Annotated in this window: 19 protein-coding genes; 8 read left to right on the plus strand and 11 right to left on the minus strand. The window is 72.4% G+C overall.

Translation table 11 applies throughout. The annotated features are described in order from the left end of the window. The first annotated feature begins 108 nt into the window (after positions 1-108). Positions 109-1,365, plus strand: a complete 1,257-nt coding sequence (gene mshA, locus G514_RS0101475) for a D-inositol-3-phosphate glycosyltransferase (protein WP_425411423.1) — start codon at positions 109-111, stop codon at positions 1,363-1,365. Then, complete coding sequence (locus G514_RS24275; protein ID WP_036563182.1) at positions 1,362-1,916, plus strand: type III secretion system chaperone family protein; 555 nt, start codon at positions 1,362-1,364, stop codon at positions 1,914-1,916. Before mshA ends, G514_RS24275 begins: the two co-directional genes overlap by 4 nt. Here G514_RS24275 and G514_RS0101485 read toward each other — a convergent pair. The 3 genes from G514_RS0101485 to G514_RS0101495 all read right to left on the minus strand — a co-directional run bounded on the left by G514_RS0101485 (position 1,872) and on the right by G514_RS0101495 (position 4,724). Continuing rightward, the gene (locus G514_RS0101485) at positions 1,872-2,225 is read right to left on the minus strand and encodes a DUF1304 domain-containing protein (protein ID WP_028650312.1); all 354 of its coding nucleotides are present in this window, start codon (positions 2,223-2,225) and stop codon (positions 1,872-1,874) included. The genes G514_RS24275 and G514_RS0101485 overlap by 45 nt on opposite strands. An 82-nt stretch (positions 2,226-2,307) precedes the next feature. Continuing rightward, positions 2,308-3,642, minus strand: coding sequence for a proprotein convertase P-domain-containing protein (locus G514_RS0101490; RefSeq protein WP_028650313.1), 1,335 nt, complete (start codon positions 3,640-3,642; stop codon positions 2,308-2,310). A gap of 125 nt (positions 3,643-3,767) precedes the next feature. Next, positions 3,768-4,724: a DMT family transporter gene (locus G514_RS0101495; protein WP_245582063.1), complete on the minus strand. Its 957-nt coding sequence runs from the start codon at positions 4,722-4,724 to the stop codon at positions 3,768-3,770. 153 nt (positions 4,725-4,877) lie between these two features. Between G514_RS0101495 and G514_RS24280 the strand changes: the two genes are divergently transcribed. Then, a complete protein-coding gene (locus G514_RS24280) occupies positions 4,878-6,305 on the plus strand; it encodes an MFS transporter (RefSeq protein ID WP_036563184.1) in 1,428 nt (475 codons plus the stop codon). Beyond that, positions 6,280-6,882, plus strand: a complete 603-nt coding sequence (locus tag G514_RS24285) for a TetR family transcriptional regulator (RefSeq protein WP_036563185.1) — start codon at positions 6,280-6,282, stop codon at positions 6,880-6,882. Before G514_RS24280 ends, G514_RS24285 begins: the two co-directional genes overlap by 26 nt. A gap of 4 nt (positions 6,883-6,886) precedes the next feature. Here G514_RS24285 and G514_RS0101510 read toward each other — a convergent pair whose 3' ends face one another. Both G514_RS0101510 and G514_RS0101515 read right to left on the minus strand, forming a co-directional pair. Next, a complete protein-coding gene (locus G514_RS0101510; protein WP_028650315.1) occupies positions 6,887-7,564 on the minus strand; it encodes a response regulator transcription factor in 678 nt (225 codons plus the stop codon). Continuing rightward, positions 7,561-8,733, minus strand: a complete 1,173-nt coding sequence (locus tag G514_RS0101515) for a sensor histidine kinase (RefSeq protein WP_028650316.1) — start codon at positions 8,731-8,733, stop codon at positions 7,561-7,563. Before G514_RS0101515 ends, G514_RS0101510 begins: the two co-directional genes overlap by 4 nt. Positions 8,734-8,853: 120 nt before the next feature. Here G514_RS0101515 and phoU point away from each other — a divergent pair, with 120 nt between their 5' ends. After that, positions 8,854-9,510, plus strand: a complete 657-nt coding sequence (gene phoU / locus G514_RS0101520) for a phosphate signaling complex protein PhoU (RefSeq protein ID WP_028650317.1) — start codon at positions 8,854-8,856, stop codon at positions 9,508-9,510. A gap of 336 nt (positions 9,511-9,846) precedes the next feature. Here phoU and G514_RS0101525 read toward each other — a convergent pair whose 3' ends face one another. From G514_RS0101525 to G514_RS24290, 3 genes are read right to left on the minus strand one after another with little or no spacing between them, the layout of a single operon-like run. After that, complete coding sequence (locus G514_RS0101525) at positions 9,847-10,590, minus strand: phosphoglyceromutase (protein ID WP_028650318.1); 744 nt, start codon at positions 10,588-10,590, stop codon at positions 9,847-9,849. Positions 10,591-10,594: 4 nt separating this feature from the next. Continuing rightward, the gene (locus tag G514_RS0101530; protein ID WP_028650319.1) at positions 10,595-11,230 is read right to left on the minus strand and encodes a copper chaperone PCu(A)C; all 636 of its coding nucleotides are present in this window, start codon (positions 11,228-11,230) and stop codon (positions 10,595-10,597) included. A 37-nt stretch (positions 11,231-11,267) separates the two neighbouring features. After that, the gene (locus tag G514_RS24290) at positions 11,268-12,323 is read right to left on the minus strand and encodes a UbiA family prenyltransferase (protein WP_084151697.1); all 1,056 of its coding nucleotides are present in this window, start codon (positions 12,321-12,323) and stop codon (positions 11,268-11,270) included. Positions 12,324-12,558: 235 nt separating this feature from the next. Here G514_RS24290 and G514_RS0101540 point away from each other — a divergent pair, with 235 nt between their 5' ends. Then, a complete protein-coding gene (locus G514_RS0101540; protein WP_028650320.1) occupies positions 12,559-13,044 on the plus strand; it encodes a CarD family transcriptional regulator in 486 nt (161 codons plus the stop codon). Between the two features lie 71 nt (positions 13,045-13,115). Beyond that, entirely contained in the window at positions 13,116-13,637 is a 522-nt protein-coding gene (locus G514_RS0101545) for a glycosyltransferase family protein (protein ID WP_028650321.1), read from the plus strand. On the opposite strand, the gene G514_RS0101550 is transcribed toward G514_RS0101545, so the two are convergent. Further along, positions 13,621-14,304 carry an IspD/TarI family cytidylyltransferase gene (locus G514_RS0101550; protein WP_028650322.1) on the minus strand — a complete coding sequence of 228 codons (684 nt, stop codon included), beginning with the start codon at positions 14,302-14,304 and terminating at the stop codon, positions 13,621-13,623. The two genes, G514_RS0101545 and G514_RS0101550, sit on opposite strands and share 17 nt — an antisense overlap. A gap of 68 nt (positions 14,305-14,372) precedes the next feature. Here G514_RS0101550 and nirD point away from each other — a divergent pair, with 68 nt between their 5' ends. Further along, positions 14,373-14,723, plus strand: coding sequence for a nitrite reductase small subunit NirD (nirD, locus tag G514_RS0101555; protein ID WP_028650323.1), 351 nt, complete (start codon positions 14,373-14,375; stop codon positions 14,721-14,723). 21 nt (positions 14,724-14,744) lie between these two features. On the opposite strand, the gene G514_RS0101560 is transcribed toward nirD, so the two are convergent. After that, complete coding sequence (locus G514_RS0101560; protein ID WP_036563186.1) at positions 14,745-14,981, minus strand: zf-HC2 domain-containing protein; 237 nt, start codon at positions 14,979-14,981, stop codon at positions 14,745-14,747. Position 14,982: 1 nt separating this feature from the next. Next, on the minus strand, positions 14,983-15,612 hold the full coding sequence (locus G514_RS0101565) for an RNA polymerase sigma factor (RefSeq protein ID WP_028650325.1): 630 nt from the start codon (positions 15,610-15,612) through the stop codon (positions 14,983-14,985). Positions 15,613-15,765: the final 153 nt, after the last annotated feature.

Consider the following 15,765-nt stretch of genomic DNA (forward strand, 5'->3'; position numbering starts at 1 on the left):
CGGGGGAGCCCGGGCACCGCGCGGGTACCTGCGGGAATGAGCGGGGCCTCCACGAGGTTGCGGTCGTGGGGCGGTCCGCCCCCACACAGACTGGTGCAGGAGGTGCGCGTGGACGGGCTCCAGCGGCTGGCGATGATCAGCCTGCACACCTCGCCCCTCGACCAGCCCGGCACGGGCGACGCGGGCGGCATGAACGTCTACGTCATCGAGCTCGCCAAGCGGCTGGCCCGGCGCGGCGTCGAGGTCGACATCTTCACGCGGGCCACGAGCTCCGCCCTCGACCAGGTGGTGGCGGCCTGCGACGGGGTCTCCGTCCGCCACATCCACGCGGGACCCTTCGAGGGGCTGACCAAGCACGAGCTCCCGGCCCAGCTGTGCGTCTTCGCCCGAGAGGTGCTGCGCACCGAGGCGGCGCACCCGGTCGGCCACTACGACGTCGTGCACAGCCACTACTGGCTGTCGGGCCAGGTCGGCGCGCTGGCCCGCGACCGGTGGGGAGTCCCGCTGGTCCACTCGATGCACACGATGGCCAAGGTCAAGAACGACGCGCTCGCCGAGGGTGACACCCCCGAGCCCGTGGCCCGCGTGATCGGCGAGGAGCAGGTCGTCGAGGCCGCCGACATGCTGATCGCGAGCACCGACCTCGAGGCCAAGCAGCTCATCGAGCTCTACGACGCCGACCCGGCCCGCGTCGAGGTCGTCCCGCCCGGCGTCGACCTCGACGTCTTCCGCCCCGCCCCGAAGGGCGAGGCCCGCGCTGCGCTGGGCCTGCCCGCGGACGCCGACGTCCTGCTCTTCGCCGGCCGGATCCAGCCGCTCAAGGCGCCCGACGTGCTGCTCCGCGCGGTGGCCGCGCTGCTCGAGCGCGAGCCGGGTCGCCGGGCCCGCACGGTGGTGCCGATCGTCGGCGGACCGTCGGGGTCGGGCCTCGACAAGCCGCAGGCACTCGCCGACCTCGCCTCGCAGCTCGGCCTCGACGACGTCGTGAGGTTCGTCCCGCCGGTGTCGCAGGACGAGCTCGCCCGGTGGTACGCCGCGGCCACCCTGGTCGCCGTGCCGTCGTACAACGAGTCCTTCGGCCTGGTCGCCGTCGAGGCCGAGGCGACCGGCACGCCGGTGCTGGCCGCGGCGGTGGGCGGCCTGACCACAGCGGTCCGCGACGGGCACAGCGGGCTCCTCGTCGAGGGCCACCGCACCGGCGACTGGGCAGACGCGCTGCAGCGGGTGCTCGGCGACGACGAGCTGCGCGCCCGGCTCGAGGCCGGCGCCCGCGAGCAGGCGCAGCTGTTCTCGTGGGACGCCACCGCTGAGGCCACGCTGCGCGTCTACGAGCAGGCGCGGTCCTCCGTGCTGGCCACGCTGTGACCGCAGCAGAGGACAGGCTCCGGGCCTACCTGAAGGCCAACGACCTCGACTTCGACGAGCCCCGGCCGGGGCAGTTCTCGTTCGCCCTGCCCGGCGAGCGCAAGCTCCAGACGCCCGTGCGGCTCGACGTCGGGACCCACGCCCTGGGGGTGCACGCCTTCGTCTGCCGCCGACCCGACGAGAACCACGAGCGCGTCTACGCGTGGCTGCTCCAGCGCAACCTCAAGCTCTTCGGCGTGGCGTTCGCCATCGACCGGGTCGGCGACATCTACCTCGACGGCCGGCTGCCGCTGGCCGTGCTCGACGACGACGACGAGCTCGACCGGCTGCTCGGGGCGGTGCTGACCACGGCCGACGAGTCGTTCAACTCCTTGCTCGAGCTCGGCTTCGCCTCCTCGATCCGCAAGGAGTGGGAGTGGCGCACGCTGCGCGGTGAGTCGACCGCCAACCTCGAGGCATTCCGCGGCTGGCTGGAGACGGGCGCGGACAACGGCGCGGGCAACGGCTCAGGAAGCGGCGAGGACGAGCGCGAACCCGACGAGGGCCGGTAGCGCCTGCACGACCAGGATCTGGCGGCTCACGGTCACGGCACCGTAGGCGCCGGCGACGATCACGCAGGCGAGGAAGAAGAGCTTCACGTCGTCGCGGTCGGCGACGAGGCCCCAGACCAGGCCGGCGCTCAGGAAGCCGTTGTAGAGACCCTGGTTGGACGCGAGCGTCCGGCTCTCGGCCGCGAACGCCGGATCGAGGCCGAAGGTCCGGTGCCCGGTCGGGGTGTCCCACAGGAACATCTCCAGCACCAGGAAGTAGAGGTGCAGGGCCGCGACCACACCGACGACCACGTCTCCTGCGATGCCCACGGCCCGCATCCTCGCAGAAGGGGGAGGGGCGGTGACCGGGAGACCCGGCCACCGCCCCACACCTGGAAGGAGCAGTCGACGACTACTTCTTCTTGATGACCTTCCACTTCGCGCGCAGCGGCGTCGGGTCGACGTTGCCCGCTGCGTCGATCGCCCTGATCTGGATCTTGTGCTTGCCGTACTTCAGCTTCTTGAGCTTCAGCGGCGAGGTGCAGGGCTTGAACTTCTTCGCGGTGTCGACCTTGCACTCGAAGTGCGACCCGGCCTCGCTCGCCGTGAACTTGATGAGCGCAGACCTCTTGAACCCCGTCTTGGGTTTCTTCGTGAAGGTGGTCTCGGGTGGGATCACGTCCGAGGTCTTGATCTCCAGGGTCGGGAGGGCTCCGATCCAGCCACCGTCGGTGCCCGTGTCGTCGTTGACGAACAGGTTCCACGTGCCGTTGGGCGCACTGCCGTCGAACACCGACAACGTGGCGCCGTACGGCGCTGCCGGAGCCGGGGCCGGGAAGGGGTCGGCACCTCCGTTGTTGGACGGCTTGAACGCGCCGCTCGGGCACGGGCCCGAGACCGGCATCGCCGCTGCCGCCTCGTCGTCGATCGTGAAGTTGGCGTTGAGCAGGTCGATCGACCCGCAGACGTCCGACATCACCACCGCGGAGACACCCGTCGGACTGACGAGGACCATGTCCAGGTCGTCCGGCCAGGTGTGCGAGACGCCGTTGAGCTTGAGGTTGACGTCGGTGACGTTGCCGCTGAGGCCGGTGACGGCGATCGGCACGGGGTACGGCGACGCAGGCCCGCTGCCGGAGCTGCCCAGCGCCGGCACGGTGATCGGCGCGGACGCGGCCGTCGTGATCTGGAGCGACCAGCCGCTGATCGAGCCGCCGTCCGCCCCGGGGAACTCGTCGGAGACGTAGAGGCGCCAGGTGCCATTGGGGCTCTTGCCGTTGAAGCCGGCCAGCGTGGTGATGGTCGGAGTCGTGTGCCACGTGTCGGCGCCGGGGGCGTCGGTCGGCTTCCACGTGCCCGCCGGGCAAGGACCGGCGTCGGGCAGGGCGGTGGCCGAGGCGTCGTCGAAGGTGAAGTTGCCGGTGGTGTCGGTGCCGCCGCAGGCGTCGGAGATCAGCGCGATGGCGGTGCCGTCGGGACCGATCAGCTCGATGTCGAGGTCGTCGGGGAAGGTGTGCGCCATCCCCTGGATCGTGACGTTGACATCGGTGATGGTCGTGCTCATCCCGAACTGCGTGATGTTCGTGATGTTGGTCGGCGTGACGGCGCCGGTCGTCGGGCTGATCGTGAGCACGGTGTTGTTGCTGAGGTTGAACACCGCCGCGTCGGCGGCCGGCACGGCAAGGGCCGTGACGCCGAGTGCGAGAGCCGCGCTGGCGAGGAGCGCGGCGGACTTCCTGAGGCCCATGAGGGTCTCTCCTCCAGTTGCGGGTGGTTGATCCCCGAACGTCCTCCCCCGGCCAACCCGGCGTCAATGGTCACTGCGGGCCATTTGACCCGCGCACCTGGCGCATCCGCTTCGGGTCGTGGGGTTCAGCGAGGAGGCCCGGGCTCGACCGCGACGGTGCGGGGCTTGCGGCGCGCGACGGCCACGCCGACCAGGGCCAGCACCCCGCCGACGTAGGCCATCCGGGGCGGCGTCTCGTCGAGCAGGAGCCAGCCCATCACGATCGTGATCGGCGGGACGAGGTAGGTCGTCACCCCGAGGCTGCTGGCCGACATCGTGCGCAGGGCATAGGCGAACGTCGTGAACGCGATCGCCGTCGGGAACACGCCGAGGTAGACGACCCACCACACGTCGGAGGCCGACGCGTCGCGCGTGTCGTCGACGAGTCGGCCCACGAACGGCAGGCACACCACGGCCCCGACGGTGCAGGCCAGCCAGGTCACGTGGATCGCGGGCAGCCGGGCCACGAGCGGCTTCTGCAGCACGAGGCTCACCGAGTAGACGACAGCGGCGAGCAGGCACAGCACCACGCCGAGCACGCTGCGGTCCTCGCCCGAGTCTCCTGAGGCCGTGGCGATGAGAGCGACACCGCCGAACGCCAACGCGAGCCCGATCGCGAGGTAGGCGGTGAACCGCTCGTGGAGGAACAGGGCGGCCAACAGGGCCACGAGCACGGGCGACACCTGGATCAGCATCACGGCCGTGCCGGCGTCGACGTCCTGCTCACCGGCGTTGAGGGCGACGTTGTAGATGCCGAACCAGAGCACGCCGATGGTCACGATGGAGACCCACTGGCCGCGGGTCGGACGCGGCAGGCCGCGACTGAGGGCCACGGCGCCGAGGCAGACCGATCCGACCAGCAGCCTGCCGAGCGACAGCGAGCCGGCCGAGAAGCTGCCGGCGAGGTGACGGATCGCCACGAAGGCCGAGGCCCAGAGCAGCAGCGTGACCCCGACCGCTGCGAGGGGCAGCCAGGAGGGAGCGGTCGAGGCACCAGCAGGCGCGGACGCGTCGGACTGCTCGGCGGAGGACGTGGTGGTCACGGCGCTCAGCCTAGGAAGAGGCACCGACATCTGACACGCGGATATCGGTCCTCTGAGCACCACTTCCCGCCACGCGACTGCGGCGGGCTGGACGGCGGCCTTGTCTGACAGTTACTGTCAAAACACAGTAACCATCAGATTGGAGTCGATGTCATGGACCGGTCCTCGTCGGCGCGGTGGTGGGCGTTGGGCGCCACCGCGCTCTCCCTCCTCGTGGTCGGTCTCGACATGACCGTCCTCAACGTGGCGCTGCCCGACATCGCGGCCGACCTCCGGGCCTCGACCTCGCAGCTGCAGTGGTTCGCCGACGCCTACCTGCTGGTGCTCGCGGCCGTGATGCTGCCCGCCGGGATGCTCGGCGACCGGCTCGGCCGCAAGGGACTCACGCTGGGCGCCCTCGCGGTCTTCGGCGTCGGCTCGCTCTGGTGCGCGTACGCCGGCAGCCCGGGCTCGCTCATCGCGGCCCGGGCGCTGCTCGGGCTCGGCGCGGCCGCGCTCATCCCGCTGGCGATGTCGGCCGTGGTCGTCCTCTTCGAGCCCGAGGAGAGGCCGAAGGCGGTGCTCGTGCTGAGCCTGTCGACGGTGGTCGGCCTGCCGCTGGGCCCGATCGTCGGCGGGGCGCTACTCCAGTCCTTCTGGTGGGGGTCGGTCTTCGTCATCAACGTCCCGGTCATCGCGGCCGCGCTCGTCGCCGTGGCGACGTTCCTGCCGGCGGGAGGGGTGGAGCAGGCGAGCCGGGGCTTCGACGGACCCGGCGTGGTGCTGGCGGCGACGGGTCTGGTGGGCGTGACCTACGGAGTCATCGAGGCGCCCGACCGCGGCTGGACCGATCCGCTCACCCTCCTCAGCCTTCTCGGTGGGCTGGTGGTGCTGACGGCGTTCCTGGTGTGGGAGCGGCGACTGACCGGCGCCGTGCCGGTCTTCGACTTCGGCGTGTGGGCGCACCCGGAGTTCCGCTGGGGCTCGATCACCGCGGCGGTCGCGAGCATGTCGCTGTTCGGCGTGATGTTCACGATGCCGCAGTACTTCCGCCTGGTCCTCGGCGCCGACGCGCTCGGCACCGGCCTGCGCACGCTGCCGATGGTCCTCGGCATGCTCGTGGCGATGCAGGTCTCCAACCGGCTGACCGGTCGGGTGCCGTCCGGCGTCGCGGCCGCGACCGGCTCGGCGCTCGTGGCCGCGGGCATGGTGGTCGGTGCGACGACCGACGTCGGCGACGGCTTCGCCCGGGCGGCGCTGTGGACCGCGGTCGTGGGGCTCGGGTTCGGCACGGCGCTCTTCGCGGCCCAGACCGCCGCGCTGATGAGCCTCCCGCGGGCGCGGGCCGGCGCCGGGTCGGCCATGGTGCAGACGCTGCGCCAGGTCGGCAGCGTGCTCGGGATCGCGGTGCTGGGCGCCGCGCTCAACGCCCACTACTCCGGCGCCGGCGACAGCGCCGGGCACTTCGTCGCCGGCATGGACCTCGCGCTGTGGATCTCGGCGGCGACGGCGGTGGTCGCCACCGCGATCGCGGCGGTGCGCCTGCCGCGGCACCGGCAGGGGGCAGAATCGGGGCGTGACGACCTCGCCCGGGCTGCGTGAGCGCAAGAAGGCGCGCACCCGCGCGACGATCCAGCGCGAGGCGCTGAGGCTCTTCCAGCGCGACGGGTACGCCGCCACGTCGGTCGAGGCGATCGCCGCGGCCGCCGAGGTCTCGCCGAGCACGTTCTTCCGCTACTTCCCGACCAAGGAAGACGTGGTGCTCACCGACTTCATGGACGCGGCGACCGTCGAGCGGTTCGTCGAGGCCCCGGCCGAGCTGTCGCTGGTCGAAGCGCTGACCCACGCCGTGCGCACCGGCATCGCCGAGCTCCCGAAGGAGGACTTCGAGCTCGAGCACCTGCGCAACCGGCTCATCCGCGACGTGCCCGAGCTGCGGCGCGGCATGGTCGCCGAGATGGTGCGGCCGATGGGACTGCTCGCCGAGGCGATCGGGCGCCGGCTCGGCAGGGAGGTCGACGACGACATCCGGATGTTCGCGGGGGCGGCGATCGGCGGCATGGTGCTGGTGATGCCGGAGCACGGCCACGACCTCGGCGACCCGGAGGCGCTGGTCGACGAGCTGGTCGCGCGCACCCGCAGGCTCGACCGGATCCTCACGCTGCCCGACCCGGAGTGAGCGGCTACAGGTCGAGCTTGTAGCCCAGCCCGCGCACGGTGACGAGGTACCGCGGCTCACCGGGGTCCGGCTCGAGCTTGGCGCGCAGCCGCTTCACGTGGACGTCGAGGGTCTTGGTGTCGCCCACGTAGTCCGAGCCCCAGACCCGGTCGATGAGCTGACCTCGGGTCAGCACCCGGCGCGGGTTGCGGAGGAACATCTCGAGCAGCTCGAACTCCCTCAGCGGCAGCCGCCGCTCCTCGCCGTCGACGGTGACGACGTGGCGCTCGACGTCCATGCGGACCGGGCCTGCCTCGAGGACGGCGGGCGCGGGGTCGGGCTCCGTGCCGCGCCGGAGCACCGCCCGGATCCGGGCGACCAGCTCGCGTGGCGAGTAGGGCTTGGTGACGTAGTCGTCGGCGCCCAGCTCGAGCCCGACCACCTTGTCGACCTCGTCGTCCTTGGCGCTGACCATGATCACCGGGACGCTCGAGGTCTGCCGGATGGTGCGGCACACCTCGATGCCGGGCAGCCCGGGCAGCATGAGGTCGAGGAGGACGATGTCGGCGCCGTTGCGGTCGAACTCGGTGAGCGCCGCGGGGCCGTCGGCCGCGACCGCGACCTCGAAGCCCTCCTTGCGGAGCAGGTAGGCAAGCGCCTCGCTGTAGCTCTCCTCGTCCTCCACGACGAGCACGCGGGTCACGTCAGCACCTCTTCCTCGCTGGTCTCCGGGTCGTCCAGCGACGCGGCGGTGCGGGGCAGGTGCCGGGGCAGGGTCAGCGTGAACGTCGAGCCCTGGCCCTCGACCGACCACACCGTGACGTCGCCGCCGTGCGTGGCGGCGACGTGCTTGACGATCGAGAGGCCGAGGCCGGTGCCTCCCGTGGAGCGGTGCCGGGCCGGGTCGACCCGGTAGAACCTCTCGAAGATCCGGTCGATCTCGTCGGGAGGGATGCCGATGCCCTGGTCGACGACCGAGATCTCGACCGAAGCCTGGTCGGCCTTGGTCGTGACCAGCACCGTCGAGTCCGGCGCCGAGTAGGACACGGCGTTGGCGACCAGGTTGGCGACGGCGGCGGTGACCTGCTCCTCGTTGCCGAGGACCTCGAGCCCCGGGGTGCCGCCGGTGACGATCTCGATGCGCCTGGCGTCCGCGTCGATCGCGCTGGTGTCGACGGCGACGGCGATGACGTCGTCGATGCGGACGGCGGCCGGCGTGTCCAGCGGGTCGTCGGCCTGGAGCCTGGACAGCTCGATGATCTGCTGGACCAGGTGGGTGAGCCGGTCGCTCTCGGTGAGCATCCGTCCCGCGAACCGCGTGACCGCCTCGGGGTCGTCGCTGGCGTCCGAGACTGCCTCGGCCAGCAGCCTGATCGCCCCCACGGGCGTCTTGAGCTCGTGGCTGACGTTGGCCACGAAGTCTCGACGTACCGCCTCGACGCGGCGCTCGCGGGTGCGGTCCTCGACCAGCGCGAGCACGAGGTGCGACCCGAGCGGCGCCACCCGCGCGGTGACGTGGCGCGCCGGCGCGGCCGGCCGCTCCATGACCAGCTCGGTCTCGCGGATCTGGCCGTCGCGGCGTACGTCGCGGACCAGCCGGTCGAGCTCCTCTGAGACGAGCTGGTGGCCGCGCACGAGGCCGAGGGCGTAGGCCGGCGCGGAGGCCTTCACGACCGTGTCGGTCTCATCGACGATCACCGCGCTGCTGCGCAGGACCGAGAGCACGGTTGCGACCTCGGGCGGGACGACGGGAACTTCGACCGGGGGCCGGGCGGACTGCTGGCGGTCGCTGATGTGCCACGCGAGCACCGCGCCACCGGCGACGACGGCCCCGAGGACGGCGGCCAGGAACGCCTGCGTCGTCGGGTCCACACCACGATGGTAGGGCGGCGTCCACGCGTCGTTCGCCTCCGCGGCGAGGGTGCACCCAACGTTCACGTGCCGTTCACGTCGAGTCCCCGGCCGGTCACCTCGGCTCCCTACGGTGCCGCCATGCGTGAGCTCTTCCACGACCAGCTCGAGTCGATCTTCGTCGACCTCGCCGCGATCTGCTCCCAGGTCGAGGGCGCGGTCCGCGGGGCGACCGACGCCCTGCTCTCCGGCGACGCCGAGATCGCCGAACGCGTCATCAGCGCGGACGACGCGATCGACCTCGCCCACATCCGGGTGGAGGACACGGCGTTCTCCCTGCTCTCGCTGCAGGCGCCGGTCGCCGGCGACCTGCGCGTGGTGGTCGCCGCGCTCCGGATGGTCACCGAGCTCGAGCGGATGGGCGACCTGTCCGTGCACGTCGCGAAGATCGCGCGGCTGCGGGTGCCCCACGTCGCGGTGCCGGAGGAGATCCGACCGACGGTCAGCCGGATGGCGCAGGTCGCCGAGGACATGGTCGGGGCCGTGCACCGGGTGATCACCACCCGCGACGTGGCCGCCGCCCTCGAGGTGCGCCGCGACGACGACGAGATGGACCGGCTGCGGCGCCAGAGCTTCACCGAGCTCCTGTCGGACGGCTGGACCCACGGTGTCGAGGCCGCCGTCGACGTCGTCCTCCTCGGCCGCTACTACGAGCGCATCGCCGACCACGCGGTCTCGGTCGCCGGCCGGGTGGTGTACATCGTCACCGGTGAGTTCCCGGCGGGGGTGCGCGCCTGAGCGTCCGGGTTGCCTGCTGACCGCTGGGTCGGGGGTGGGCCGGGGCAGCGGTCAGCCAGCAACTTCGGTGGCGGTGTCGGGGGTGGCGTTGGTTGCCTGCTGACCGCTGGGTCGGGGGTGCGCCCGGGCGGCGGTCAGCCAGCAACCTCGGTGGCGGTGTCGGGGGTGTCGTGGGTTGCCTGCTGACCGCTGGGCCGCCCGTGCGCCGGGGCGGCGGTCAGCCAGCAACCTCGGTGGCGGTCTCGGGGGTGTCGTGGGTTGCCTGCTGACCGCTGGGCCGCCCGCGCGCCCGGACGGCGGTCAGCCAGCAACCCCGACAGCAAGGAGACGGGACGGTCAGCGGCCCTGGTTGGCGACGGCCGCGGCGGCCTCGGCGGCGGCGTCGGGGTCGAGGTAGCGGCCGCCGGGGACCGTGGGCGCCATGTCGTCGTCGAGCTCGTAGACCAGCGGCATGCCGGTGGGGATGTTGAGGCCGGCGATGTCGTCGTCGCTGATGCCGTCGAGGTGCTTGACCAGGGCGCGGAGGCTGTTGCCGTGGGCGGCGACCAGGACGGTGCGGCCGGCGCGGAGGTCGGCGGTGATGTCGGACTCCCAGTAGGGCAGGAACCGCTCGATGACGTCCTTGAGGCACTCGCTGCGGGGGAGCTCGTCGCCGAGGTCGGCGTATTGAGGCAGTCCGGCCTGCGACCACTCGGACGCGTCGTCGATCGTTGGTGGGGGGACGTCGTACGAGCGGCGCCAGAGCATGAACTGCTCCTCGCCGTACTCCTCGAGCGTCTGCTTCTTGTTCTTGCCCTGCAGCGCGCCGTAGTGCCGCTCGTTGAGCCGCCACGACCGCTTGACCGGGATCCAGTGCCGGTCGGCGACGTCGAGCGAGAGCGCCGCGGTGGTGATCGCGCGCCGCAGCAGCGAGGTGTGCACGACGTCGGGTGCGAGGCCGGCGTCCTTCAGCTGCTGGCCACCGCGCTCGGCCTCGCCGCGGCCCTTCTCGCTGAGGGGTACGTCGACCCAGCCGGTGAAGAGGTTCTCGGCGTTCCAGATGCTCTCGCCGTGGCGCAGGAGGACCAGGGTGTGCGGCACGAGGTCAGCCCTCGGTGCTGCAGCTGTACGGCTCCTGCGGCGCCGCCGGCGCGGACGAGCTCTCGCTGGCGCTCTCGCTGGGGCTCACGGTCGCGCCGTCGGTGGGTACGTCGCCCGGCGACGGCTCGTCGCTCGGGCTCGCCGACTCGGACGGCTCCTGCTGGGAGAGGTCGCGGCCCTCGTATGAGTTGCAGGCGAACACGATCGGCACGTCGAACGTGACCTCGTCGCCGCTCTCGAAGGTCAGGGTCAGCTCGGCGACCTGACCCGCGTCGAAGTCACCGGTCACGGTGATCGGGTCCTGGTCGACGAGGTTGACGAACCCGCGCGCCGGGATGTCGATCGAGAGGTCCGACGGGTCGACGGTCAGGTCGCTCCACTCACCGGCCCCGGAGACACCGGTGAGCTGGTTGTCGTCCTTGGGGGAGGCGTTGCTGAGCGAGGCCACGAACGTGCCGGAGTCGGGCTGGGCGGCCACGATCACGGCGGAGAGGACGTGGACGTCGGCGTCCCGGTTGTTGGTGCCCGCGGCCTGGGTGTAGACCCGGTCGGTCGCCTTGCCGAAGCCGCACGAGCCGAGCAGCGGCAGAGCGAGGACGAGGGCCCCGGCGACCAGCCGGAACGAGCGTCGGGTCTGCATGGACGCAACCCTAATGGACGTGGTCCCCCGGGCTGGATCAGGGCTGGAGCGGCTCCTGTCCCAACCCCACGTGCGTGCCGGCGAAGGCCAGCGCGACCAGCACCAGGACGGTGTAGGTGCCGGCGACCCAGAGCAGCTTGGAGGCGCCGATCCTCAGCCCGAGCCTGAGCGGCAGGTAGGTCCAGCGGTCCTCGTTGTCGGGGACCAGCCCCCACAGCGCGGTGAGCAGGTGCACGCCGATGCCGAGCAGCGCCGCCAGCCCGGTGATGACCAGCTCCGGCGGCGCCCCCTTCTCCTGGCCGCCCCAGCCCCCGTAGGAGAGGAACGCCGGGTAGAGCGCGAACGCCGCCGCCCACGGCAGCCACGACAGGAGGCCCTTGCGCAGCCAGACCCACTGCCCGAGGAGGCCGATCGCCAGAGAGGCGAGGTAGGCCGGACCGGCGTACATGCCGTTGGCGACCGACAGCGGCACCACCAGGAAGATCGCGAGCGCCAGGCAGAACCACACCGTGCCCGGGTCGAGCCGTCCGTCGGCAAGGGGCTTGCCCGTACGCCGGTGGCGAGCGTCGCGCTTGCGGTCGACGAGGTCGTTGAACCAGCCCAGGCAGACCTGGCCCACCAGCACGGTGGCGAGGATCAGCAGCAGCTCGCGGCTGGGCCGGCCGGCCAGCGCGGCGGCCACCGTCATGCCGACCGCCGTCACCAGGGCCTGGCGGGGGTGCGCGGCACGGACGAGCAGGAACGGCGTCAGGTCGCGCAGCCGGAAGCGGCTCGGCTCGGCGCCGTCCTCGCCCGGCTCGGGGCCGGCGGTCTCCGCGGCCGTGGGCTCGGGAGCGGGCTCGGTCGCGGGCTCGGGCGCGGGCTCGGTGAGGGTGTCGTCCTCCGGCGCGGTCGCCGTCGCCCGGGCCGCCCGGCGCTGGGCGGCTCGCTGCTCGCGCGCCCGCCAGCCGCGCTCGGCCGACGCAGCCGCGGTGGCGGATGGTGCGGATGAGGCAGGTGGAGCGTCCCCGTCCCCGGGGTGGACCGCACCAGCGGTGTCCACAGCCTCGCGCCGGGCCGCCCTCCCGCGGCCCCAGCGACCCTCTCTCGCCATGCCCCGCAGTATTGACCACGCGACGTCGCCTGGCGGGCCTTCGATGCCGATGACCTGCGATTTCATCTGTGAGGAGCCTGAGAGAAGGCCAAGCGCGGCCGGCGCGCGACGACGGCTCGCAGCATGAGGAACCGGCCTTTGTCAAGTGGCGATCAGGCCTCTGACCTGCGGAAACGTCGACGGGCGACAACCAGCGGCGTGTTAGACTGGTCACCTAGGAAGGGGAACTTCACATATGACTTTCACCGTCGGCGAAACGGTTGTCTACCCGAACCACGGGGCCGCGATCATCGAGGACATCGAGATGCGGACCATCAAGGGAGAGGACCGGGAGTACCTCGTACTCCGGATCGTCGCCCAGCAGGATCTCGTGGTGCGTGTCCCGGCCTGCAACCTCGATCTCGTGGGTGTCCGCGACGTGGTGGACAAGGCGGGCCTGGACCGGGTGTTCGACGTCCTGCGCGCTGCGCACGTCGAGGAGCCGACCAACTGGTCGCGCCGCTACAAGGCCAACCTCGAGAAGCTGCACAGCGGCGACGTCATGAAGGTGGCCGAGGTCGTCCGCGACCTCTGGCGCCGCGAGCGTGACCGCGGGCTGTCGGCCGGCGAGAAGCGGATGCTGGCGAAGGCCCGCCAGATCCTCGTCTCCGAGCTGGCCCTGGCCGAGCACACCAACGAGGACAAGGCCGAGGCCATCCTCGACGAGGTGCTCGCCTCCTGAGCGACACCCAGCACCAGCCTCACATCGACCCGTCCGAGCACGAGCTCGGACGGGTCGATGCGTTGGGGGCGGTGCTCGAGACCGGTCGCGGCTCGCTGCCGTTCGCGCTGGTGCACGGCGAGCCGCTGGTCGCGGCGGCCGCGTGGGCGACGGGCGAGGCCGGGATCCAGCTGGTCGACCTGGGCACCGAGTGGCCGTACCTCGTCGACGCCGGGGTGCCCTTCGTGCTGCACGACCCGCTGTGCCCGCTGACCCCGCCGGCGTTCCTCGCGGCCTGCGTCGCGCACGCAGCCGGGCGCTCGGTCGTGACGGCCGGCGTCCGGCCCGTGACCGACACGGTCAAGGCGCTCCACGACGACCGGGTCGGCGCCACCCACGACCGCGCCGACCTGCTCCAGGTCGTCTCGCCGGTGGTGCTGCCCGCCACGGTCGTGGCGGCCCTCGACGGCCTGCCGACCACCGAGCTCGCGGCGCTCGTCGCCGTCCTGGCCGAGCGGTTCCCGGTCGAGACGCTCGAGGCGCCCGCCGAGGCGCGGCGCGTCGCCGACGAGTCCGACCTGCGGGTGCTCGAGGCGCTCACCGCTCCCGGTTGAGCAACCGGTCGGCGACCTCGAGGTCCTCGGGGAAGGTGACCTTGAGGTTGGTGGCGCCGCCGCGCACCGCGACGACCGGCAGGTCGGCGTACCGCTCGACGCAGGCGGCGGTGTCGGTGCTCTCGTAGCCGTCGGCGGCGGCGCGGCCGTGCGCCTCCAGCAGCGGAACGGCGCGGAAGGCCTGCGGCGTCTGCACGCCGACCAGCCCTGCGGGCGCCGTCCGCAGGTCGCGGCCGAGCAGCCCGGGCAGCCCGACGACCGGGAGCGCGCCGCCGTGCTCCCGGGCCGCGGCGATCGTCGCCTCGAACAGCTCCGGCCCGGCGAGCGGGCGGGCCCCGTCGTGGACCGCGACCACGTCGACGGCGCCGGAGCCGATCTCCTCGGCGAGCGCCTGCAAGGCCGCCCACTCCGAGCCGTGGCGGGTGGCGCCTCCCGGCACCACCCGCACCTCGCGGGCGCCGAGCAGCGGCGCGACGGCGTCGCCGACGGCGTCCTCGTCGCCGGCGCGCACGGCGAGCACGAGGTGGGACACGTCCGCGACCGCGAGCGCGGCGCGCACCGAGTGGCCGAGCACCACCGTGTCGCCAAGGGGCAGCAGCACCTTGTTGGTCTCCGCGCCGACCCGGCTGCCGGAACCGCCGGCGAGGATCACGACGGCGGCACTCACCCGCCAACTGTTACATGAGCGTTGCACGGGCGACCCCAGGGGAAACACGCCGTCCCTAGGTTGCGGGCATGAGTCCTCGGGCGGACGCCGAGTGGCAGCCCGTCTGCCGCCTCACCGAGCTCGAGGTCGAGCGCGGGGCGGCCGCCCTGGTGCACGGCCAGGCGGTCGCGATCTTCCGGGTCGACGAGGAGACCGTCTACGCGCTGGCCAACCACGACCCGTTCGACCGGCACGCCACGCTGGCCCGCGGCATCGTCGGCGTGCACGGCGACGTGCCGTTCGTGGCCTCACCGGTGCACAAGCGCGGCTTCGACCTGCGCACCGGCCGGTGCCTCGACGACGAGCACGTCGCGGTCGCGGCGTACGACGTCAAGGTCGTGGACGGCGTGGTCCAGGTCGGCCACCGCAAGGCAGCCTGACCGCGGCGCGCCCGGCCGAGGTCAGTGACGGAGGTCGCGAAACGCCTCGAGCAGGGTCGACTGCGCCTCGGGGGAGAGCGTGTCGACGGGGACGGTGCCGAGCACGTCGAGGGTCGCGCGCATCTGCTCGAGGTAGCGCGAGCAGGCGTCGCAGCCGCGCAGGTGCTTCTCGAACCGGCGCCGCTCGCGCCACCCGAGCGATCCCTCGAGGTAGCTGGTGATCACCTCGACCACCTGTCGGCAGGGCAGGTCTGCCACGTCAGCTCCCCTCCACGTAGGCGGCGATCCCGGCCCGGGCGGCGGTGCGGGCCCGGTGCAGCAGTACCCGCTGGTTGGCCTGGGAGATCCCCAGCAGCTCGCAGACCTCCTCGGAGCTGTGCCCGAGCACGTCGCGCAGGGTGAGCACGATCCGCTGGCGGTCGGGCAGCGTCTCGAGCACCGACGCGAGCTCGCGGCGTACCTCTCCCGCGAGCACCGACCCCTCGACGGCGACCTCCTCCGGCCAGGCCGACGGCGCCGCCCGCCAGTGGCCGGGGTAGGGCTCGCCGGCCGACTGGAACAGCGCCGGGTCGAGGCCCGGCCCGGCCTCGTCGCCGGCGATGCTGCTCCACGGCAGCGTGCGGTGCTCCTTGACCCCGCGGCTCTTGGCGGTGTTGACCAGGATGCGGAAGACCCAGGTGCGCAGCGACGAGCGACCCTCGAACCGGTCGATCCCCTTGAGCACCGCGAGCCACGTCTCCTGTACGACCTCCTCGGCGGAGGCCTGGGTGGAGACGAAGCCGCGCGCGAGCGTCAGCATGGGTCGCGACCAGTCCTGGACGATCCGCGCGAACGCCGCCTCGTCGCCGGCCCGGAGCGCGGCCACCAGCTCGCCCGCGTCACCCGCCACGCGGGAAGGCTAGTCGTCATCACCGAGCCAGATCGGTCCGGCGAGGACGAGGACGTCGCTGCCGGCGAAGCCGCGGTCCATGTAACGCTCCTGTCGACGGTCGAGACCGAACGACGCATCAGTCCCGCCCGGAGGCCCGTGCGTTACGGCGGG

The sequence above is a fragment of the Nocardioides halotolerans DSM 19273 genome (assembly GCF_000422805.1).
GTDB lineage: Bacteria > Actinomycetota > Actinomycetes > Propionibacteriales > Nocardioidaceae > Nocardioides > Nocardioides halotolerans.